Origin of the sequence: Saccharopolyspora flava (assembly GCF_900116135.1) — a bacterium.
GTDB lineage: Bacteria > Actinomycetota > Actinomycetes > Mycobacteriales > Pseudonocardiaceae > Saccharopolyspora > Saccharopolyspora flava.
The window spans coordinates 1-19,935 of the sequence record NZ_FOZX01000002.1 but is presented as its reverse complement, the minus strand read 5'-3'; the positions used below and the strand labels follow the sequence as shown (position 1 = coordinate 19,935).

20 protein-coding genes and 1 tRNA gene are annotated in these 19,935 nt (G+C 71.0%); 7 read left to right on the top strand and 14 right to left on the bottom strand.

What is annotated here, in order from left to right; translation table 11 throughout:
* Nucleotides 1-176: 176 nt before the first annotated feature.
* Nucleotides 177-443: a hypothetical protein gene (locus BM424_RS06910; protein ID WP_093414762.1), complete on the bottom strand. Its 267-nt coding sequence runs from the start codon at nucleotides 441-443 to the stop codon at nucleotides 177-179.
* Nucleotides 444-665: 222 nt separating this feature from the next.
* Nucleotides 666-742: transfer RNA gene (locus BM424_RS06905), tRNA-Leu, on the bottom strand.
* 162 nt (nucleotides 743-904) lie between these two features.
* On the opposite strand from BM424_RS06905, the gene BM424_RS06900 reads away from it, so the two are divergent.
* On the top strand, nucleotides 905-1,126 hold the full coding sequence (locus BM424_RS06900; protein ID WP_093414760.1) for a DUF3618 domain-containing protein: 222 nt from the start codon (nucleotides 905-907) through the stop codon (nucleotides 1,124-1,126).
* Between the two features lie 51 nt (nucleotides 1,127-1,177).
* Here BM424_RS06900 and BM424_RS06895 read toward each other — a convergent pair whose 3' ends face one another.
* The 10 genes from BM424_RS06895 to BM424_RS06850 form a co-directional block, all read right to left on the bottom strand.
* On the bottom strand, nucleotides 1,178-1,888 hold the full coding sequence (locus tag BM424_RS06895) for an MOSC domain-containing protein (RefSeq protein WP_245775668.1): 711 nt from the start codon (nucleotides 1,886-1,888) through the stop codon (nucleotides 1,178-1,180).
* Nucleotides 1,889-1,941: 53 nt separating this feature from the next.
* Nucleotides 1,942-2,586 (bottom strand): TetR/AcrR family transcriptional regulator, encoded by a 645-nt coding sequence (locus BM424_RS06890; protein ID WP_245775667.1) that lies wholly within the window; start codon nucleotides 2,584-2,586, stop codon nucleotides 1,942-1,944.
* Nucleotides 2,587-2,690: 104 nt separating this feature from the next.
* Nucleotides 2,691-2,990 carry a hypothetical protein gene (locus BM424_RS06885; RefSeq protein ID WP_093414757.1) on the bottom strand — a complete coding sequence of 100 codons (300 nt, stop codon included), beginning with the start codon at nucleotides 2,988-2,990 and terminating at the stop codon, nucleotides 2,691-2,693.
* Between the two features lie 103 nt (nucleotides 2,991-3,093).
* Nucleotides 3,094-3,669 carry a nucleotidyltransferase family protein gene (locus BM424_RS06880; RefSeq protein WP_093415642.1) on the bottom strand — a complete coding sequence of 192 codons (576 nt, stop codon included), beginning with the start codon at nucleotides 3,667-3,669 and terminating at the stop codon, nucleotides 3,094-3,096.
* Between the two features lie 105 nt (nucleotides 3,670-3,774).
* Nucleotides 3,775-5,193, bottom strand: a complete 1,419-nt coding sequence (locus BM424_RS06875) for an NCS2 family permease (RefSeq protein ID WP_093414756.1) — start codon at nucleotides 5,191-5,193, stop codon at nucleotides 3,775-3,777.
* A gap of 179 nt (nucleotides 5,194-5,372) precedes the next feature.
* On the bottom strand, nucleotides 5,373-5,858 hold the full coding sequence (locus BM424_RS06870) for a nucleoside deaminase (protein WP_093414754.1): 486 nt from the start codon (nucleotides 5,856-5,858) through the stop codon (nucleotides 5,373-5,375).
* Nucleotides 5,859-5,890: 32 nt separating this feature from the next.
* Nucleotides 5,891-8,197 carry a xanthine dehydrogenase subunit D gene (gene pucD / locus BM424_RS06865; RefSeq protein ID WP_093414753.1) on the bottom strand — a complete coding sequence of 769 codons (2,307 nt, stop codon included), beginning with the start codon at nucleotides 8,195-8,197 and terminating at the stop codon, nucleotides 5,891-5,893.
* 2 nt (nucleotides 8,198-8,199) lie between these two features.
* Nucleotides 8,200-9,540 (bottom strand): 8-oxoguanine deaminase, encoded by a 1,341-nt coding sequence (locus BM424_RS06860; RefSeq protein ID WP_093414751.1) that lies wholly within the window; start codon nucleotides 9,538-9,540, stop codon nucleotides 8,200-8,202.
* On the bottom strand, nucleotides 9,533-10,003 hold the full coding sequence (locus BM424_RS06855; RefSeq protein ID WP_093414750.1) for a (2Fe-2S)-binding protein: 471 nt from the start codon (nucleotides 10,001-10,003) through the stop codon (nucleotides 9,533-9,535). Before BM424_RS06855 ends, BM424_RS06860 begins: the two co-directional genes overlap by 8 nt.
* Nucleotides 9,994-10,857, bottom strand: a complete 864-nt coding sequence (locus BM424_RS06850) for an FAD binding domain-containing protein (RefSeq protein ID WP_093414748.1) — start codon at nucleotides 10,855-10,857, stop codon at nucleotides 9,994-9,996. The genes BM424_RS06855 and BM424_RS06850 overlap by 10 nt, the downstream gene beginning before the upstream one ends.
* A gap of 342 nt (nucleotides 10,858-11,199) precedes the next feature.
* On the opposite strand from BM424_RS06850, the gene BM424_RS06845 reads away from it, so the two are divergent.
* From BM424_RS06845 to BM424_RS06830, 4 genes are all read left to right on the top strand, one after another.
* Nucleotides 11,200-12,699, top strand: a complete 1,500-nt coding sequence (locus BM424_RS06845; RefSeq protein ID WP_093414747.1) for a PucR family transcriptional regulator — start codon at nucleotides 11,200-11,202, stop codon at nucleotides 12,697-12,699.
* A gap of 198 nt (nucleotides 12,700-12,897) precedes the next feature.
* Nucleotides 12,898-14,121, top strand: a complete 1,224-nt coding sequence (locus BM424_RS06840) for a type III PLP-dependent enzyme (RefSeq protein WP_093414745.1) — start codon at nucleotides 12,898-12,900, stop codon at nucleotides 14,119-14,121.
* Nucleotides 14,122-14,203: 82 nt separating this feature from the next.
* Nucleotides 14,204-14,596, top strand: coding sequence for an adenosylmethionine decarboxylase (gene speD / locus BM424_RS06835; RefSeq protein WP_093414743.1), 393 nt, complete (start codon nucleotides 14,204-14,206; stop codon nucleotides 14,594-14,596).
* A gap of 88 nt (nucleotides 14,597-14,684) precedes the next feature.
* Nucleotides 14,685-15,557 carry a spermidine synthase gene (locus tag BM424_RS06830; protein ID WP_093414742.1) on the top strand — a complete coding sequence of 291 codons (873 nt, stop codon included), beginning with the start codon at nucleotides 14,685-14,687 and terminating at the stop codon, nucleotides 15,555-15,557.
* Between the two features lie 129 nt (nucleotides 15,558-15,686).
* On the opposite strand, the gene BM424_RS06825 is transcribed toward BM424_RS06830, so the two are convergent.
* Nucleotides 15,687-16,757 carry a hypothetical protein gene (locus tag BM424_RS06825; protein WP_093414740.1) on the bottom strand — a complete coding sequence of 357 codons (1,071 nt, stop codon included), beginning with the start codon at nucleotides 16,755-16,757 and terminating at the stop codon, nucleotides 15,687-15,689.
* Nucleotides 16,758-16,859: 102 nt separating this feature from the next.
* Here BM424_RS06825 and rbsK point away from each other — a divergent pair, with 102 nt between their 5' ends.
* Nucleotides 16,860-17,759, top strand: coding sequence for a ribokinase (gene rbsK, locus BM424_RS06820; RefSeq protein ID WP_093414739.1), 900 nt, complete (start codon nucleotides 16,860-16,862; stop codon nucleotides 17,757-17,759).
* Nucleotides 17,760-17,872: 113 nt separating this feature from the next.
* Here rbsK and BM424_RS06815 read toward each other — a convergent pair whose 3' ends face one another.
* Nucleotides 17,873-18,217 (bottom strand): histone-like nucleoid-structuring protein Lsr2, encoded by a 345-nt coding sequence (locus tag BM424_RS06815; protein ID WP_093414737.1) that lies wholly within the window; start codon nucleotides 18,215-18,217, stop codon nucleotides 17,873-17,875.
* A 360-nt stretch (nucleotides 18,218-18,577) separates the two neighbouring features.
* Between BM424_RS06815 and BM424_RS06810 the strand changes: the two genes are divergently transcribed.
* A complete protein-coding gene (locus BM424_RS06810) occupies nucleotides 18,578-19,033 on the top strand; it encodes an Lsr2 dimerization domain-containing protein (protein ID WP_093415640.1) in 456 nt (151 codons plus the stop codon).
* The last annotated feature ends 902 nt before the right edge of the window (nucleotides 19,034-19,935 follow it).

The following is a 19,935-nucleotide window of genomic DNA, read 5'->3' as shown; positions in this document are numbered from 1 at the left end:
GCAGACCTCTCCGAAGACGTCGACCCGGGCGGAGCTCTCCCGACTCTAGTCGCCCCACCCGACGTGTCCGGGAAGGCTCGCCAACGTGACCGGGACCGTCCGGAACACCGGTCCTGCCTCGGAGAACGCGCCCGCCTCCGGGGAGGCGAGCGCGTCCGGTCCTCAAGCCGCGGGCGTCAGCCTGCGGGCTGCTCCTCCGCCGGCTTCGGCAGGTCGATGATGGGGTCGCCATCGCTGACGTCCGCACTGTCGGCAGTGTCACTGGCGGCAAGCCCCCAGAGTTCGAGCGGGATGTCGTAGAGCTGGGCGAGTGCGCCCACGGGGAGCTGAGCGTCGAGCTCGGTGAGCGGCTGCCCGGCGGCGCTGGCGGCTCCGGCGGTGCCCACGAGCAGTGCGGCGGCGACGCCCGCCGCCGCGGTGATCGTGCTGATGGTGGTGCGCACGCAATCTCCTAGAGTTGATCTTGAGCGTGGAACTCCACCCTCAACTGCGAGATCAACTTCGCAAAGCCCGATCACACCAACCGGTGTCACACACCCCGGTGAATGTCGCTGGCCGCCCCTCGGCGCGGCGGTTTTCCGGGTGCGCCGCCCGGTCGCCGACGTGACCAGTCCTCATCGACCAGCCAGAACGGACGTCGAATCCGGACAGCCGGACAGACGATGTGGTGGGGCCGGAGGGACTCGAACCCTCACTGTCTAGGACCTAAACCTAGTGCCTCTGCCAATTGGGCTACGGCCCCTGCGGCCCTGGCGGGCCTCGGTGGGCACAGCGTATCGCGTATGTCGATCATGTTTTTGCCCGACGGGGGAAGACCCGAGCAGGCGACATGGGCGCGGCTCGTGCGTCGGGTGATCCGCCGTGAACTACGGTGTGGGCAGCCAGGTGAACGTGAGGAGGACACGTGGCCCGTGATCAAGATGCCATCGAGCGTGACATCGAGCAGGCGCGTGACGCGCTGGCCGACACGCTGGACCGGCTGAGCGTGCAGGCGAACCCGCAGAAGTTCGTCGACGCCGGCAAGGCCAGCGTCAAGGAGAAGCTGAACGACCCCAAGGTGCGCTACGCGCTCATCGGGGTCGGCGCGCTGGTCACCGTCGTGGTCGTGCGCAAGCTGTTCAAGTGAGGTGCCGTTGTTCTGGGGTCTCGGACCTGGCCCCAGGACAACGGAACTCCCTCACCCCGCGGTGACCTCGTCACCCACCTCGACCGTTCCCGGCCTGGTCACCCGCATGATCACGCCGAACTTGTTCTCGTGCGCCTGGATCAGGTGAGTCTGCAGCTCCCGCCAGCGCTCCCGCCCCTCGGCGTCCCAGCTCGGCACCGCGCAGCGGATGCACGGGCCGGAGTTCTCGCCGGTCACGGCCAGTTCCACCTCGCCGACGGTGATCGTCGCGCCCGGTTCCCAGTCCTGCTCCGCGAACGGCGGCAGCTCCGCCTCGACGTGCAGGTTCGTCCGGAACCGACGCAGATCGACCTCCGCGCCCAGCTCCTCGCCCAGACCGCGGAGCGAGGACTCGAAGGTGACCAGCACCGTCGGACCCCGGTCCTGCTGGCCGTCGGCCGGGTTCAGCCGGACCGGGATGTCCAGCGACTTCGCGAGCTCGTCGGCCAGCTCCGGGTCGTCCCAGGAGAGCTGCTGGGAATCCGGGCCGACCAGGGTCGGTGAGTCCGCGGGGTCCGGCTGGTCGCCGTAGTGCGCCGACCAGGACAGCAGCGACTGGTTCTGCCGGACCGTGACGATGTTGCCGACGCGGTTCGGCCGCTCGTCGAGCAGGGCGTACGCGCGATCACCGGCCATGCCGCGCTCGTCGAAGCGGGCGGCGCTCACCTGCTCGCCGCGCAGCGACTTCACCGGCCAGCGGCTCAGCGAGAGAACCTGGGACACGAACGACCTCCTCCGCGATGTGTCCCGGCGACCCTAACCCGCCGAACGAGGCCTCAGCGCTTGAGCAGCGGCAGCAGCGCCTCGTTGAGCAGGCGGTCCACGAACCCGGTGTCCAGCGGTTCGTCGGCCAGCATCAGCCGGTAGATCAAGCCCGCACCGGCCAGCTCGCCGACCGTGTCGATCGGGGCGTTCGGGCTGATCTCGCCGCGCTGCACGCCGCGCTCCATGATCCGGCGCAGCACGTCGCGCTGCGGCAGCAGGAACGACTCGCGGAACTTCACCGCCAGCTCCGGTTCGTGCGGCAGCTCGCCGACCAGGGCCTGGGCGGCCTTGCCGACCGGACCGGTCAGCAGCGTCGCGAACGAGCGCAGGAACTCGCCGAGATCGGCGGCCACCGAACCCAGGTCGGGTTCGGGGATGCTGCGCTGGACCAGCTCGTTGCAGGTGTCGATGACCAGGTCGAGCTTGGAGTCCCAGCGGCGGTAGATGGTGGCCTTGCCCGCGCGCGCCTGCGCGGCGACGGCGTCCATCGTCAGAGCCCGGTAGCCGACCTGGGCCAGCACCTCCATCGCGGCCTGCCGCAGCGCGGCGTCGCGGGAGGCGTCCCGCGGGCGTCCCCGGCCGGCGGGCGGCCTGCTCGGTTCGAGGCTGGCCACCGCTGCTTCCTCCTGGAGTGCACTACTGGTCGGCGCGTTCACGGACGCCATCCTAAGGTCCCGTCGCGTTCATCCCCTGTGCACGTGATCGGTGGGTCGCGAAGAGCCACCGAGCGGTGACACCCCGGAGTGGGTGCGCGCGGTCGTTACTGGGCGGGGGCGTTGGCGACGGCGGCGCGGGCCGCGCTGTCGGTGGCCTCGTCGGACAGCCCGTGCCGGGCCTGCAGGTAGGCGGTGGTGAAGGCGAACCCGTCGCCGTCGAGCAGGTGGATCACCACGCGACCGGCCTTGCCGGGCGAGAGCTGCTCGATGAGCTGGTCGGCCTGGTCCCGGGCGGCGATCAGGCCGGGCGCACGCGCGGTCTTCTGGTCGTCACCGTCGGTGACGGTGATCTGCCAGTCATCGCCCTGGGGTACGTAGTTCGCGGTGATATGACCGCCAGCCATGGATGCCTCCGCTCTCCACTTTGCTCGGGCGTTGGAGCTCTCGACCGGAAGACAATGCTAGGCGCACCGGCTCTCAACAGCGCCTCTCGGTCGCCCTGGCACTCTACGTGGCCGGTCGGTGCAGATCTTCAGGCTGGTCCACATCAAAGCCCTCCGATACGTCGTCACAGGACACCATCGTCACCGTGCGTTGCCGGAGATAGTCGCGGGCGCCGGCGTCACCCGACGCGGAGGCTGCTGCACCGGTCCAGTGCGCGCGTCCCAGCAACACGGGGTGACTGCGCCGTCCGCCGTGCGAGGCGGCCGCGAGCGCGTCGGGGGAGGCGAGCGCGGCGACCCGGCGGACGGCCTCCGGGCCGATGCCGGGCATGTCGACGGGCAGGATCAGCGCCGCCGGGGCGTCGCAGTCGCGCAGCGACTCCAGGGCGACCCGCAGCGAGGACCCCATGCCGGTCGACCAGTCGGGGTTGAACACGGTCGTCACCCCGGTGAGCTCGGCCCGCTCCCGCACCTCCTCGGCGGCGGCCCCGAGCACCACGACCACGGGATCGCAGCCGCCCTCGGCGAGCACCCGCGCGGCCCGGTCGACCAACAACGACCCCTGGTGCTCCACCAGCGCCTTCGGCATCCCGAACCGGCGCCCCGCCCCCGCGGCGAGCACAACTCCAGCTGGCGACATCACACCCCCGAAGGTAGTACGCGTGTCGAAAACCCCGGTTTTCGCGCCACGAAAACCGGGGTTTTTGACGCGATGAAAACCGGGGTTTTCGACACGGGGTGGGTGTCAGAGGCCGGTGAGGCCGGAGATGAGGAAGTAGATCGCGAAGACGATCGCCAGGGAACCGACGAGCCAGCCGATCTCGCGGACCTTGCCCCGGGCGAGCTTGATGACCGCGAACGCGATCAGGCCCGCACCGATGCCGTTGGTGATCATGTAGGTGTAGGGGATGACCGCCAGCGTCAGGAACGCCGGGATGACGTAGTCCGGGTCGTTCCACGGGATGAGCCGGACCTGCGACATCATCAGGCCGCCGACGATCACCAGCGCCGGTGCCGCGGCCTGGGCCGGGACGATCGAGGCCAGCGGCGTGATCAGCAGCGTCAGGCAGAACAGCAGGCCGGTGACGACGCTGGCCAGGCCGGTGCGGGCACCTTCGGCGACGCCCGCGGCCGACTCCAGGAACACCGTGTTCGGGGCCGCACCGGTGAACCCGCCCGCCGCGGCGGCCACGCCGTCGACGGCCAGGATGCGGCCCATGCCCTGCACCTTGCCGTCCTGGGCGAGCCCGGCCTGCGAGGAGACGCTGGTGATCGTGCCCATCGCGTCGAAGAACCCGGACAGTACCAGCGTGAACAGGAACACCGTCGCCGCCACACCGCCGGCCGCGGCGAACCCGCCGAACAGGTCCACCTGCCCGAACAGCCCGAAGTCGGGCGTGCCCACCAGGTTCGCGGGCAGCTCCGGGACCACCGTTCCCCACTGCTCCGGCGCGATGTTCAGCGCGGAGTTGGCGATGAGCGCGAGCACGGTCCCGGTCACGATGCCCAGCAGGATGGCGCCGGGAGTGCGGCGGGCCATCAGGCCCATCATCACCAGCAGCGTCACGCAGAACACCGCGATCGGGATGCCCGCCAGGTGCCCGTCGGTGCCCATCTGCACCGGAACCGTCGTCTCCTGCGAGTCCGGCACCCGCGTCACGAAACCGGCGCTGACCAGTCCGATCAGCGCGATGTAGAGGCCGATGCCGACGGTGAGGGCGATCTTGAGCGGCTCCGGGATGGCGTTCATGATCTTCTCGCGGACGCCGCTGAGCGCCAGCGCCACGATCACCACGCCTTCGAGCACCACGAGCCCGAACGCCTCGGCCCAGGTCATGGTGGGCGCGATGGTGAACGCCACGACCGCGTTCACGCCCAGACCGGTGGCCAGCGCCAGCGGGGCGTTGCCGACCAGGCCCATCACGATGGTCATCACGCCCGCGGTGGCGGCGGTGGCGGTCGTGAGCTGCTCGGGGGAGAGCTTCGCGCCGGTCACGTCGGTTCCGGAACCGAGGATCAGCGGGTTGAGCATCACGATGTAGGCCATCGCGACGAAGGTGGTCAGGCCGCCGCGCAGTTCGCGGGCGACGGTGGAACCGCGCTCCGATATCCGGAACGCGCGGTCCAGCCCGCTGCCGGGTCTGGTGGTCACTTGCTGGGTCATTGCGTCCTCCCATGCCGGTGGGCGCCCCCGGGACGTCGGTTTTCCGGGCAGGGTTGAGCCCGGCGAGAATTCGCCGAAAGCCAGGTGCGGGGCGTTTGGTGATGGAACCGCAGGTCAGCGGCTCGTGTCAGGTGGCGACCCGGTCATCGCCGTGGATTGCGCGGGTTGTGCGCTCGTTCTCAGTAATCGACGCGGTCTGCTTTGTTGCGCCAGGCGTCGAAGGCTTCGTTGCGGTTGGCGATGTCGATCCGCACGACCGCGGTCGGGTTCTGGGCGGGGTCGACCATCGCGTCGTAGAAGGCGCGGTCGTCGAAGCCCGCCGCGGCCGCGTCGTCGCGGTCGGCGGCGAACAGGACCCGGTCGACCCGGGCCCACATCGCCGAGGCCAGGCACATCGGGCACGGCTCGCACGAGGTCACCAGCACGCAGCCGGCCAGCGAGAACGTGCCCAGCTCCCGGCAGGCGTTGCGGATCGCGACGACCTCGGCGTGCGCGGTCGGGTCCAGGTCGGGGGTGACGCGGTTGGCGCCGGTGGCCACGACCTCGCCGTCGCGGACGATCACCGCGCCGAACGGGCCGCCGCCGTCGTGCACGTTGGCGGTGGCCAGCTCGATCGCGCGAGCCATCCAGGACTGCTCCTGCTGGGTTGCGACGTCGACGGACATCGGTTCACTCCAATGGTTCTCGGTGGTGCCGCTCAGATGATGTGCTCGGGAGCGACCGGCGTGTGGGTGAGGGATTTGCCGGTGGCGGCGCGGATCGCCGCGACGACGGCCGGCGTGGTGGAGATCGTCGGCGGCTCGCCGACGCCCCGGACCCCGTAGGGCGCGTTGTCGTCGGCGCGCTCGACGACGTCGATCTCCATCGGCGGCATGTCCAAGATCGTCGGGATCAGGTAGTCGGTGAACGAGGGGTTGCGGATCCGCCCGTCGCGGACCTGGATCTCCTCCATCACCGCCAGCCCGAGGCCCTGCGCCGACCCGCCCTGGATCTGCCCGAGCACGGCCTCCGGGTTGACGGCCTTGCCGACGTCCTGCGCGCAGGCCAGCTGCACGACCTTGACCAGCCCCAGCTCGGTGTCGACGTCGACCACGGCGCGGTGCGCGGAGAAGGCGTGCTGCACCTGCACCACGTCGCTGCGCCCGTCGGCGTCCATCGGGAAGGTCTGCCGGTGGTGGTACTCGCGGGTCTCCTCGATGACGTCGTCGCCCAGCACCTCGGCGAGGTCGGCGATCACGCCCTCGGCGGAGATGACCTTGCCGCCCTGCAGCGACAGGCCCACCGCGGTCCCGTACCGGTCGACGACGCGCTCGAACAGCACCTCCCGCACCGCCTGGCACGCCTCCCGCACGGCACCGCCGGTGACGTAGGTCTGGCGCGAGGCGGAGCTGGAACCGGCCGGGCCCACGGAGGTGTCGTTGGGGTGGATGGTCACCCGCTCCACGCCCAGCTCGCTGCGCGCGATCTGCTGCTGCACGGTCACCAGGCCCTGGCCGACCTCGGCGGCAGCGGTGTGCACCATCGCGGCCGGTTCGCCGCCGATGAGCTGCAACCGCACCCGCGCCGTGGAGAAGTCGTCGGCGCCCTCGGAGTAGCAGATGTTCTTGATCGTCACCCCGTAACCGATGCCGCGCACCACGCCCTCGCCGTGGGTGGTGTTGGACGCGCCACCGGGCAGCTCCCGGATGTCGCTGGTGTCGCGGTCGGCCGGCATCGGCAGCGCGCGGACGCGTTCCAGCAGCTCGGCGACCGGGGCGGGGGAGTCGACGACCTGGCCGGTCGGGATGGTCTCGCCCTGGGAGATCGCGTTGCGCACCCGCAGCTCCACCGGGTCCATCCCGAGCGCGTCGGCGAGCTTGTCCATCTGCGACTCGTAGGCGAAAGTCGGCTGCACCGCGCCCAATCCGCGCATCGCGCCGCACGGCGGGTTGTTGGTGTAGATGCCCCAGCCGTCGATGCGGACGTGGGGCACCACGTACGGGCCGACGCCCAGCGTGGTCGCGTTGCCCACCACCACGGGCGTCTTCGACGCGTACGCGCCGCCGTCGAAGTACTGGGTGGCCTTGACGTAGACGAGTTGCCCGTCGCGGGTCGCGCCGTGCTCGTAGTACATCTTGGCCGGGTGCCGGTGCACGTGGCCGTAGAACGACTCCTCGCGGCTGTAGTACATCTTCACCGGCTTGCCCACGTGCATCGCCAGCATGCACACGTGCACCTGGATCGACAGGTCCTCGCGGCCGCCGAAAGCGCCGCCGACGCCGGACATCGTCATCCGCACCTTCTCCGGCGGAAGCCCCAGCGCGCGGGCGGTCTGCTTGAGGTCGGAGTGCAGGTCCTGGGTGGCCAGGTAGAGGTCGACGCCGCCGTCCTCGGCGGGGATCGCCAGCCCCGACTCCGGCCCGAGGAACGCCTGGTCCTGCATGCCCACGGTGTAGACGCCGGAGACCACGACCTCGGCGGTCGCGTCCGGATCGCCCTTGACGATCCGCTGGTGGCGCACCACGTTGCCGTCCGGGTGCAGCTTCGGCAGGTCCTCGTCGTGCGCGGCCCGCTCGGCGTCGAGCACCGGCTCCAGCACCTCGTAGTCGACGACGATGCGCTCCAGCGCCCGCCGCGCCGTCTCCGGGTGGTCGGCGGCGACCAGCGCCACCGCCTCGCCGACGTAGCGCACCACGTCGGAGGCCAGCACCGGCTGGTCGACGGTCTTGAGGCCGTAGATGTTCTCGCCCGGCACGTCCTCGGCGGTGAGCACGGTGTGCACCCCGGCCATCGCCATCGCCGGGCCGATGTCGATCGAGCGGATCCGGGCGTGCGGGTGCGGGCTGCGCAGCGTCGCGCCCCACAGCATGTCCTCGGCCCACAGGTCCGACGCGTAGGCGAACTCGCCGGTCACCTTCAGGCCCGCGTCGGGGCGCAGCGGGGACTCGCCGATCCCGCCGTCGATGGCGTCGTCGAGCCGCTGCGGGGTCCGGGTCGGTGCCTGAGCACTCGGTCGGTCGGTCATGGTCACGACACCTCCACCAGGCGCAGCCGGGCGCTCGCCCGGTCCAGCTCTTCGACGACGTTGTCCTGCTCGATGACTTCGATCCCGCCGCACAGCAGCGTTTCCACCTGCGGCAACCGGCCCAGCACCAGCGCGGCGACCGGGTCGGCGATGCCGGTGTGGTCGAGCCCGCCGAGCCGCCACACGGCGACGTCGGCGAGCTTGCCCGGCTCCAGCGAGCCGATCTCGTCCTCGCGGCCCAGGCAGCGCGCGCCGCCCCGGGTCGCCAGCCACAGCGCCTCGCGCACCGACATCGCGCGCGGCCCACCGGTCGCGCGGGCCAGCAGCAGCGCCTGGCGCATCTCCTCGCCCAGCCCGCCGGACTCGTTGGACGCGACCCCGTCGACCCCCAGACCGACGGGGGCTCCGGCCTCCAGCAGCCCGCGCACCGGCGCGATCCCGGCACCGAGCCGGCCGTTGGAGCTCGGGCAGTGCGCGGCCCCGGTGCCCGTCGCGGCCAGAGCGCGGATCTCGGCGGGGGACAGGTGCACGGCGTGCGCGAGCCACACGTCCGGCCCGAGCCAGCCCACGTCCTCGGCGTACTCCACCGGGGTGCGGCCGAACTCCGCGCGGCACTGCTCCGCCTCGTCGGTGGTCTCGGCGAGGTGGGTGTGCAGCCGAACCCCGTTGCGGCGGGCCAGTTCCGCGGCCTCGCGCATCAGCTCGGCGCTCACCGAGAACGGCGAGCACGGACCCACCGCGACCCGGACGCGGGAGTTCGGCGCGGGGTCGTGGAAGTCGTCGATGGCCCGCTGCGTCGCGGCCAGCGCCGCGTCCCGGTCCTCCACGACCGAGTCCGGCGGCAGACCTCCCCGCGAGCGGCCGCGATCCATCGAGCCGCGCACCGCGTGCAGCCGCAGCCCGGTCCGCTCGGCGGCGGCGACCACCGCGCCGAACACGTCACCGCCCTCGCGCGGGAACACGTAGTGGTGGTCGGCGGCGGTGGTGCAGCCCGAGCGCGCCAGCTGCGCGAGACCGGCCGAGGCGGCGGCGTGCACGCTCTCGGCGTCCATCCGCGCCCACACCGGGTAGAGCTCGGTGAGCCACTCGAACAGCGTCGAGTCGGCGGCGTAGCCGCGCGTCGCCCACTGGTAGAGGTGGTGGTGGGTGTTGATCAGGCCGGGCGTGACCAGGCAGCCGGTGGCGTCGATCCGGCGCACCGGCACGTCCTGCGGCGGCGCCGATCCCGGCCCCACCGAGACGATCCGGTCGCCCTCGATGACGACGTGGCCCTCGGCGTGCTCGGTCCCGGCGTCGTCGACCGCCACGACCGACCCGCCCTCGACGACGATCCGCTCAGCCATCGCTCCTCCGGGAGGCGGCGAGCCGCACCGCGTCCATGATCTTCTCGTAACCCGTGCAGCGGCACAGGTTCCCGGCCAGGGACTCGCGGATCTCGGCGTCCGAGGGCTGCGGGGTGCGCTCCAGCAGGTCGTGGGTCTGCACCAGCAGTCCCGGCGTGCAGAAACCGCACTGCACGGCGCCGGTCTCGACGAACGCCTGCTGGACCGGGTCCAGCTGCTCGTCGTCGGCAAGACCTTCGACGGTGCGGACCTCGCGGCCCTCGGCCTGACCGGCCGCGACCAGGCACGAGCAGGCCGGGACGCCGTCCAGGTAGACCGTGCACGACCCGCACTCGCCCTGCTCGCAGGCGTTCTTCGAGCCCGGCAGGCCGAGCCGCTCGCGCAGCACGTACAGCAGGGACTCGCCCTCCCACACGTCGTCGGCCTCCTGCCGGCGCCCGTTGACGGTGAACTTCAGGCGCATTCCTGCCTCCCGGAACGGTGCTCGTGCCAGGCCCAGGTCAGGGTCCGGCGGGCCAGCACGCCCAAGGCGTGCCTGCGGTAGTCGGCGCTGCCGCGCACGTCGTCGATCGGGGACGCGGCCCGCGCGACGAGCTCGCCGAAGCGGCGGGCCACCGCGTCCTCCAGCGGCCCGTCCCAGTCGAGCTCGGCGGCCAGGAAGTCCTCCGCCTCTCGCGCCCGCAGCGGGGTGGGTCCGGCCGAGCCGATGCCGGTGCCGACGGTCCCGGCGGCGGGGTCCAGCGAGACGGCGAAGGTGCACACCGCGATGACCATCGCGTTGCGGGTGCCGACCTTGGAGAACTGCTGCGGGCCCGGCGCCGGTGCGATGCGGATCGCCGCGATCAGCTCGTCGTCGGCGAGGGCGTTGCGCTTGGGCCCGGTGAAGAACTCGTGAGCGGGGATCACCCGCGATCCGCGCACGGACTCGACCTCGACGCCCGCCCCGGCCGCCAGCAGCGGTGGGTGGGCGTCTCCGGCAGGCGAGGCCGAGCCGAGGTTGCCCCCGACGGTGCCGCGGTTGCGGATCTGCGGGGACCCCACGGTCCGGCCGGCCATCGCCAGACCGGGTACTCGGGTGCCCAGCTCCTCGATGAGGCGCGCGTAGGGGACGCCCGCGCCGATGCGCAGCACGTCTCCGTCCGGCGCCCACTCGGCGAGCTCGGGCACGGTGGTGAGGTCGATGAGGACCTCGGGCCGGTGCCGGTCGAAGTTCAGCTCGACCATCACGTCGGTGCCGCCCGCGATCGGGACCGCGCCCGGATGCGCGGCCTTGGCCTCGAGCGCTTCCCGCCACGTGGCGGGGCGGAGGAATTCCACGACGTACTCCTTCTCAACCGGCGCCCAGCTCTGCTCGGCCTGCTCGGGTCGTGCCCACCGCTCAGGCCCCTTGCTCTGATGTGGCCCAGTACACAGTCGGCGAGCAGCCCCTGACTAGCGGGCGAACCCCCGAAAAACGCTCGCCCCCGACCACCCCCGGTTGTATGTTCCTACAAACCGCGAAACTCGCCCGCCGTGCTCACACCCACCCCGAGCACGCGCACCCCTCCGCGGGTCAAAACCTGCGGTATTCGACCGGTCAAAACCTGCGGTATTCGTCGGGTCAAAACCTGCGGTTTTTGACCGGTGGGGCGTGTCGGGCGGGTGAGGTAGGGAGGTCGTGTGCGGCTGAGGGATCTGTTGGAGGACGACGAGCTCGGGTTGGTGCTGCTCAGCGACGCCGGGGGGTTGGAGCGGGTCGTGCGCGGGGTGTACATCACCGATCTGATCGACCCCCGGCGGTACCTCAGCGGCGGGGAGCTGGTGCTGAGCGGGCTCGTGTGGCACTCCGGGCCGGAGGACTCCGAGCGGTTCGTGCGGGCCCTGGTCGACGCCGGGGTCGCCGGGCTGGCGGCCGGGACGGCGCGGCTCGGGCACGCGCCGCCGGACCTGATCGCCGCCTGCCGCGAGCACGGGCTGCCCGCGTTCGAGGTGCCGATCTCGGTGAGCTTCAACGCGCTGGCCGAACGCATCCAGTGGCGCTCCGCGCCCCGCCGCGAGCTCATCTCCGCCGTCGCCGCCGGCGCCGACCTGGACCGGGTGCTGCGGATGGCCGCCGACGACCTCGGCGCCGACTGCTGGGTCCTGTCCGGCGCGGGCTGGGTCGTCGGCGGCACCGCCGACCTGCCGGAGGAGACCCGCGCGGGCGCGCTCGCCGAGTTCGCCCGGGGCCGCCTGCCGCGCACCTGGCGCGCCGGCGACCCGCACGTGCTGTGGCCGGTCGAATCCGGCGCCGAACCCGCCGCCGCCCAGTGGTTCGCCCTGGTCAGCGGCGACCTCGTCGAGTGGGACGAGCACCGCGAAGCCGTCGCCACCGACCTCGGGACCGTGATCGCGCTGGTCCGTGCCCGCGTCGACGAGGCCCGCCGCATCGCGGGCCGCTCCGTCGAGGCCGCCCTGCGCAGACTGCTCGAAGGCAGCTCCTCACCGACCGAGGTCGCCGCCCGCCTGGAGACCGCCGGGCTCCCGGCCGACGAACCGCTGCGCGCGGTGACGATGGGCGTCGGGGACGCGGGCGAATCCACCACGCTGCTCCGCGAGATCGCGGCCGCCACCGGCATGGCCTCGGTCACCGCGCCGCTCGGTGACGGCGCCGCCGCCCTGTTCGTCGACGAGCCCGACCACCTCGCCGACCTCGAGCACCAGCTGCGCCGCATCGTCGCCGACACCGAAGCCGGGCTGGGGCAGCGGCGGCTGGCGATGGGCATCAGCGACATCACCGCCGCCACCGCGCTGCGCGGCGCCCTCGACGAGGCCGCCTACGCCCGCAGGCTCGCCGAGCAGCGCCGGGGCGGCGCCGAGGTCGTCACGGCCGACGAGCTCGCCTCGCACGAGGTCCTGCTGGCCTCCGCGCCGGACGAGCTGCGCCGCTCGTACCGGGAACGGCTGCTCGCCGACGTCCGCGCCTACGACGCCGCGCACGCCTCCGAACTGCTCCGCACCCTGCGGGTGTTCCTGGACAACAACGGCTCCTGGTCGCGCTGCGCCCAGCTGCTGCACGTGCACGTCAACACGCTGCGCTACCGCGTCCAGCGGGTCGAGGAGCTCACCGGGCGCGACCTGTCCGACTTCGCCACCCGCGTCGACTTCTACCTGGCCCTCCGCCTCCACGAGCCCTCCTGACCGGAGGGCCTTCGCCGACGGGAGCCGATCCGGGAGATCGCGGTCAGTGCGAGTGCTCACAGGAGGCCGTCCCGCGGGCGGGTGCCGTTCGAAATCTGACCTCGGGAGCTGTACCGTGCTTGGTCGCAGTTGCGGTCGCCGACTGCCCCACCAGGGCAGCGAGAACCCACCGACGAGACCCAGACGGAGGTAACGGGATTGACCGATCTGTCCGCCACCACCGGCGTGACGGACCGCCCGAGCGGCACCGCGCAGGAGCCCGGGCGGGGCAACGGGAATCCGGATCCGATCCGGCGTTTCCTGGATCAGCACAACCCCGAAACCCCTTGCCTGGTCATGGATCTGGCGCAGGTGCGGGACCGCTACCGGCAACTGCGCACCGCCCTTCCGGACGCGCGCATCTGCTACGCGGTCAAGGCCAACCCCACCCCCGAGATCGTCGGCGAGCTCATCGCCGAGGGCGCCTCGTTCGACGTGGCCAGCCCCGGTGAGATCGAGCTGTGCCTGGCCAAGGGCGCGGCACCCGAGTCGATCTCCTACGGCAACACCATCAAGAAGCGCCGCGACATCGCCCGCGCCTTCGAGCAGGGCGTGCGGCTGTTCGCCACCGACAGCGACGCCGACCTGACCAACATCGCCGAGGTCGCCCCGGGATCGCAGGTGTTCTGCCGCGTCCTGGTCGACAACACCGGCTCGAAGACCCCGTTCGGCCGCAAGTTCGGCTGCACCCCGCAGCAGGCCGCGAACCTGCTGGTCCGTGCCGCCGAGCTGGGGCTCGACGCCTACGGGGTGTCGTTCCACATCGGATCGCAGCAGCTCGACCCGGCCGCCTACCGGCACGGCATCGACGCCGCCGCGCAGGTCTTCGCCGACTGCGCCGCGCGCGGCGTGCGACCGCGCATGGTCAACCTCGGCGGCGGACTCCCCGCCGGCTACACCGAGACCGCGCCGCCGCTGGCCGACTACGTCACGGCCGTCGAGCAGGCGCTGGAGCGCGCCTTCGGCCCGGACCGGCCGGAGCTGCTCGTCGAACCCGGGCGCTTCCTCGTCGGCGACGCCGGCGTGCTGCGCAGCGAGGTCGTGCTGGTCACCGACTCCTGCGACGGGCAGCGGCGCTGGGTCTACCTCGACATCGGGCGCTACAACGGGCTCGCCGAGACCGAGGGCGAAGCCATCACCTACCGGCTGCGCACCGCGCGCGACGGAGACCCGGAAGGCCCGGTCGTGCTGGCCGGGCCCACCTGCGACGGAGACGACGTCCTCTACCAGCGGACCCGCTACGACCTGCCGCGCACGCTGCGCGGCGGCGACTGGGTGGATCTGCTGTCGGCGGGCGCGTACACCGCGAGCTATTCATCGGTGGGTTTCAACGGGTTCACCCCGCTGCCCACCTATTGCGTCGACGGCGATCAGCGGCCGTGATCTGCTGCGGGCGGCGAGGTCCGCCCGCAGGGGGACGACAAGCACGACGCGGCAAATCTGCGAAATGATGGGAGGTCGATAGATGTCCGTTGACACCGGAGCTCAGGTCGGTCTGTTCACCGGCAGGCACGTCCTGGCCGAGCTCGAGGGCGTCGCGCCGGAACTGCTGGACGACGAGCAGTACCTGCGGGACGCGCTCAACGACGCCTTGAGCGCGTCGGACGCCACGGTGTGCCAGATGATCGCCAAGCGGTTCGACCCGCAGGGCGTCACGGTGTTGGCGCTCCTGTCGGAGTCCCACGCCTCGCTGCACACCTACCCGGAAGACGGCTCGATCTTCATCGACGTCTTCACCTGCGGCCACACCGCGAAACCCGAACTGGCCGTCCAACTGCTGGCCGACGCTCTCAAGCCGACGTCGCAGAACGTGCAGACCATCCAGCGCGGCCACGACTACGCCGAACTGGTTTGCTGACCCGGTCTTTTCGCGTGTCGGCGAGCCCGCCACGGGAGCCGGCGGGATGCTGGGCACACATCATTTGGGGAATTCAGGAGGAAGACCGTTGATCGAACTCGACGGGCACCGGTGGATCAAGGAGCCGATGGGCGCCGACCTGCAGCGCCTGTGGCGGGTGGACGACGTGCTGTGGGAGGGCGACACCCCCTACCAGCACGTGGTGATCGGGCGGACCGGTCAGGGCGTCTCGCTGTTCTGCGACGACGACCGGCAGAGCACCGAGTTCTCCCAGCTGGTCTACCACGAGGCCATGATGGTGCCGGCGTTCCTGCTGGCCGCGCAGGTCGAGCGGGTGCTGATCATCGGGTCCAGCGAGGGCGTGGCCAGCCAGATGGCGGTGGCCGCGGGCGCGACCCGCGTCGACCACGTCGACATCGACGAGATGTGCGTGCGCAAGTGCGCCGAGCTGCTGCCCTACGGCTACACGCCGGAGGAGCTGGCCGCCGCCGAGAAGGGCGAGGGGCCGGTCACGATCCACTTCGCCGACGGCTGGAGCTTCCTGGACACCGCGCCGCCGGAGGGCTACGACATCGTCGTGGTCGACCTGCCCGACGAGCGCGCCGACGACGCCGACGGCCAGCACAACCGGCTCTACGGCCTGGAGTTCATCCAGCGCTGCCAGTCGGTGCTCTCGGCCGGGGGAGTGGTCGCCTACCAGGGCGGCTGCCCGACGGTGTGGCGCAACGAGACGCTGATCCGCGCCTACAACCGGTTCCAGACGGCGTTCGAGACGGTCGCCTACTTCGGTTCCGACGAGCACGAGTGGGCGTTCCTGTTCGGCCGCGTGGAGCCGATCGACGACCCGATCAACCTGATGCTCGAAGCGCTGCCGAACAGCGCCTACGAGCCGCAGACCATCGACGACGCCTCGCTCATCGGAGCCACGGTCCCGCCGCACGCGGTCCGCAACCAGAGCTGACGGGTCCGCCACCCGCCTCCCGGGGGCGGCGTGGCGGCAGCGGGGACAGTTTTAGCCATAACTGACCAGACATTTCGGACATCGATCATGGACAGTTATGGCTAAAACTGTCGCCCACCCGCCCCGGGATCAGGGCGAGTCGAGGTACGGGTGGTACGCGCCCCCGTCGCGCGGCAGGAACCACTGGTCGAAGGCCAGGCCCCGGTCGTGCAGCTCCGCCTCGACCTTGGCCGCCTGCTCGACGACCTCCGGCTCCGCCTCCGCCGCCAGCGGGACGTCGATCTCGTAGAGCTCGTCGTACCGGTCCCCGGCGAACGCCGCCGTCGCGAACGCCTCGAACACCGGCTCGCTGTCGTCCCAGGACATGAGCTCGGCGGCCTCCAGGACCACCCGCGCCTCGTTGATCACCAGCCGCAGCGCCAGCGCCTCGGCGACGCTGCGCGGCGGCGTCCACGACGACTCCGTCAGCCGCACCGCCACCGCCGCCGAGGCCAGCACGAACGAGCGCGCGAAGAACGCGTCGTAGCGGTGGTCGTAGCAGGGCGGCAGCTCCTCCAGCACCAGCAGCCCGGCCGCGTCGGCGACCGTCGCGTTGTTGACCGCCAGCGCGAGCTCGTCGTAGAAGATCTCGTCGGTCACCACCCGCACCGCGTGCACCAGGGCCCCGGCGGCCAGCGCGGCCGGCTCGCCCTCCACCCCGAAGACCTCGGGGGAGAACGCGCCCAGCCGGGGCGTGAGCTCGGTGAGCCTGCGCTTCCAGTGCTCGGCGTCCATCGCGGGCTCCTCGGAGGTCTCCAGGGCCTCCTCGATCGCCGCCTGCAGCGCCTCGTCGGTGTCGACCTCGTCGGCCGCGGCCAGCCGCTCGTTGAACTCGTCCTCGGTGATCCGCACCGCCGACGACGCGACCGACCAGCCCAGCAGCAGCTCGGTCTCCGAGATGAGCTCGTCGAGCACCGACGCCGCGCCCTCCTCGGCGGCCTGCAGCGACGGCGCGTCCAGCGCCAGCAGCACGCTCACGCCCGTCTGGTGCACGGTGATGCGGTAGTCCAGGACGTCGATGTCGGACTCCTCCGGCCCGCTGACCCCCTCGACCATCGCGAGGTGGCGGTCCAGCACGGCCGCGACGCCCTCCTGCTGCAGCGGGTCCAGCTCCACCACCTCGGCCGGTGGTGCCAGCTCTGCCGTCACCGCGTAGTCCACCGCGTATCGCCCTCTCCTCGACTGCTGGTCGGCATGGTACGACGTCGCCCTTCGCGTGACCCGTCCAGCGGGTGGGGTGTCGGAGGCGGGCATCATGGTCCGGTGACGACGAGCGTGGTGGTCTTCGGCAGCTGCAACATGGACCTGGTGGCCTACGTGCCGGTCGCCCCCGGGCAGGGGGAGACGGTCACCGGCCGCGAGTTCCGCACCGTTCCCGGCGGCAAGGGCGCCAACCAGGCGATCGCCGCGGCCAAGGCCGGTGCGCAGGCGCGCATGATCGGTGCGGTCGGCGAGGACGAGTTCGGCGCCGAGATCCGGCGCACCTTCCAGCAGTCCACTGTGGACGTCGAAGGCCTGCGCACCGCACCGGGTCGCAGCGGAACCGCGCACATCGTGGTCGACGACCAGGGGAACAACTCGATCGTCGTGGTCCCGGCGGCCAACGGCACCGTCGACGGTCTCGCCGACGGCGACGAGGAGATCATCGCCGGGTGCGACAGCCTGCTGCTGCAGCTGGAGATCCCGCAGTCCGGCGTTGCCGCCGCGGCCGCCGCGGCCAAGCGCCGCGGAGTGCGGGTCGTGCTCACGCCCGCGCCCGCCGTCCTGCTGCCCGAGGACCTGCTGCGCGACGTGGACCTGCTGGTGCCCAACGAGCACGAGGCGGCCGTGCTGACCGGCCACGAGGACCCTGAGCGCGCCCTGTCGGCGCTGCTGGAGCTGGTGCCCGAGGTCGTGATCACCCTCGGTTCGCGCGGATGCGTCTACGGCCACCGCGACGGGACCCGCCACGAGGTGCCCGCGTTCCCGGTCCGGGCCGTGGACACCACGGCGGCCGGCGACACGTTCGTCGGCGTGCTCAGCACGGCGCTCGGCGAGGGCGAGGAGATCCCGGCGGCGCTGCGCCGCGCGGCGGCCGGGTCGGCACTGTCCGTTCAGCGCACCGGGGCGACCAGCGCGATGCCCTCGCGGGAGGAAATCGTCCGCTTCTTGGTCGACCGGTAGCCCATGACTCCGATTGCCGTAGCGGTGGCCCGCCATTGCGCCGCAATTGGCCGGGCATTAACGAGGCGGCCGGATATGTCCGTTGCTCAATCCGGCCGCCCGTCCCCGGGTGTTCACCCAGCGTTGTCGTAAGCCTCGACGATCTCAGCCGGAATGCGGCCTCGGTCCGAAACCTGCATGCCCTGTTCCCGGGCCCATTCCCGAATGGCCTGGTTGCGTTCCCGGTCCGCCTGGGTCGGTGCCCCGGCGGGCTTGCCCGGCTTGCCGCCAGACCGCTTGCGGCCACCGGTCTTACGGGCGTTGGCCACGAAAGAGGCCAGGGAGTCCCGCAGTTTCGCGGCGTTGTCTGCGGACAGGTCGATTTGGTAGTTCACCCCGTCCAGGGCGAACTCGACGGTGCTGTCGGCTTGGGAGCCGTCGACATCGTCGACCAGCTGCACGGTGACTTTCTGCGCCACGGTTAAACCTCGATTCCGGCTCGAATCCAGTCTCTGCGCGCACGTGCCCGCGCGACGAAGAGCGAGCGAACAATAAACGATGCTCGGAAGAATGTTCCACCCGGTATCCCAATTCGGGCCGCCACCCGGATTACCTTGGGTTCAAAACGACCGCGCTCGGTTACCGTCAGTTAGGCCGAGAGGGCGAGACCTGCTTCCGGTGTCCGGAAAGTCGAGCGGTTTTCGGCCGATCGAACCGGGTGGACTATGGTCGAGTGCGAGACATCTGCGCACCGTCGTGCTACAACGTGGTCAGGGCTAGCAGTAGTCTTACCTGGAAGTCGCGGATCGAGACGGGGCGCGTTCCCGAGACAGGTGATCATGGCCGAGCGGATTCAGGTCGATCTCGTCGATGACATCGACGGGTCGCCAGCCAAGCACACCGTCACCTTCGCGCTGGACGGCGTGACCTATGAAATCGACCTGAGCGAGAGCAACGCCCAAGCGCTCCGCGCACTGCTCGACCGCTACATCAAGGCGGCTCGCGCTCCCAAGCCCGCCGCTCCGCGCACCACCAAGCAGCAGGAGCGCGAAGAGGAGCAGGCGCGCCAGGCCAACAAGCAGTTGACCGAGCAGATTCGCGGCGCCGCGCAGCGCACCCGCGAAGCGCTGAAGAAGTCCGAGACCGTCGAGGAGCCGGCCGAGGCCGAAACCCCGGCCGAGACTCCGGTCGAGGAAACCGCGCCCGAACCGGTTCCCACCGCCGAACCCCCGAAGCAGACTCCCGCCGAGTCGCCCGCGGTGTCGCTGCCGCTGTTCTCCTCGGCCGTGGACTGAGCGCGCTTCAACCCGTTCATCCGGCGTTCGGCCGCTTTCGGCGATTCGCGCCGTTGACGCGCTCTCGCATCAGCCGTGCGAAGCCCGGGACGAACGCGAACCGCTGACCGGGTGCCGCTGATTCCGGGCGGAAAAAACCGCACCGGCCTGTGGTCCGGTGCGGTGGGAAGTGCGCGGGGCGTCAGTCGGCCGCGCGGTGTCTGCGCGCGCGGGAGCGCGCACCGCTCGTGCGCGATTCCTTCGCCGGCGCCGACGCGGGCGCCGATTCCGCTCCTTCGTCGAGTCCGACTGCGAACTCCGGCGGGGCGCTCGGGCCCCAATCGCGGTCCTCCGGGTCGGCCAGAGTGTTGCGCAGCTCGGTGTATATCGGAGTCGAGTCCACTGCTACCCCCGTTCTGACAAGTCGTCGGCAGGCTACCCGCGAAATCTAGGAGCACCCGCTCTCGCGACCGACAACCACCCGAAGGTGGAGACCCCACTGCGCCGGACGGGTTCACCGTTCACCCGCGAATAGGCCGACGCATTGGGTCTGACCTGGGGTTTCACCCTTAAAGGGGGGGTGGTGTTCAGGGGGGTTTGGGGTGTGCGTAAAGTATTCCATGTCAGCGCGACACGGGCCGGAAAAAACCGGGCCGGGCCTGACGGGGCCCCGAGAACCTCGCTTAAACCTTCGGGTGGTAGCGTGTTCGGAGCCCGAGCAAAACGGGTAAGACCTTTTGATAATGTGAATACTGCTTGAGTGGTTGATTCGCTTGATGTTGGTGAGTACGGGACTTGCTTGAAGGTCACGGAAAAGCAACGGCCGAGATTGAGACCCCCCGGTTTGACCGAGGAAATCAGGATGGTCTAAAGTAGGAATCACCGCGAGAGCGGGAATCACCGAAGAAATGACTCCCCGGAGT

Excerpts from the sequence above, each read along its gene's own strand:
- pucD (WP_093414753.1), bottom strand. The coding sequence starts at position 8,197 with ATGACCGACCGACCGAGTGCTCAGGCACCGACCCGGACCCCGCAGCGG.
- BM424_RS06860 (WP_093414751.1), bottom strand. The coding sequence starts at position 9,540 with ATGGCTGAGCGGATCGTCGTCGAGGGCGGGTCGGTCGTGGCGGTCGAC.
- speD (WP_093414743.1), top strand. The coding sequence starts at position 14,204 with ATGTCCGTTGACACCGGAGCTCAGGTCGGTCTGTTCACCGGCAGGCAC.
- BM424_RS06810 (WP_093415640.1), top strand. The coding sequence starts at position 18,578 with ATGGCCGAGCGGATTCAGGTCGATCTCGTCGATGACATCGACGGGTCG.
- BM424_RS06855 (WP_093414750.1), bottom strand. The coding sequence starts at position 10,003 with ATGCGCCTGAAGTTCACCGTCAACGGGCGCCGGCAGGAGGCCGACGAC.
- BM424_RS06875 (WP_093414756.1), bottom strand. The coding sequence starts at position 5,193 with ATGACCCAGCAAGTGACCACCAGACCCGGCAGCGGGCTGGACCGCGCG.
- BM424_RS06880 (WP_093415642.1), bottom strand. The coding sequence starts at position 3,669 with ATGTCGCCAGCTGGAGTTGTGCTCGCCGCGGGGGCGGGGCGCCGGTTC.
- BM424_RS06885 (WP_093414757.1), bottom strand. The coding sequence starts at position 2,990 with ATGGCTGGCGGTCATATCACCGCGAACTACGTACCCCAGGGCGATGAC.
- BM424_RS06870 (WP_093414754.1), bottom strand. The coding sequence starts at position 5,858 with ATGTCCGTCGACGTCGCAACCCAGCAGGAGCAGTCCTGGATGGCTCGC.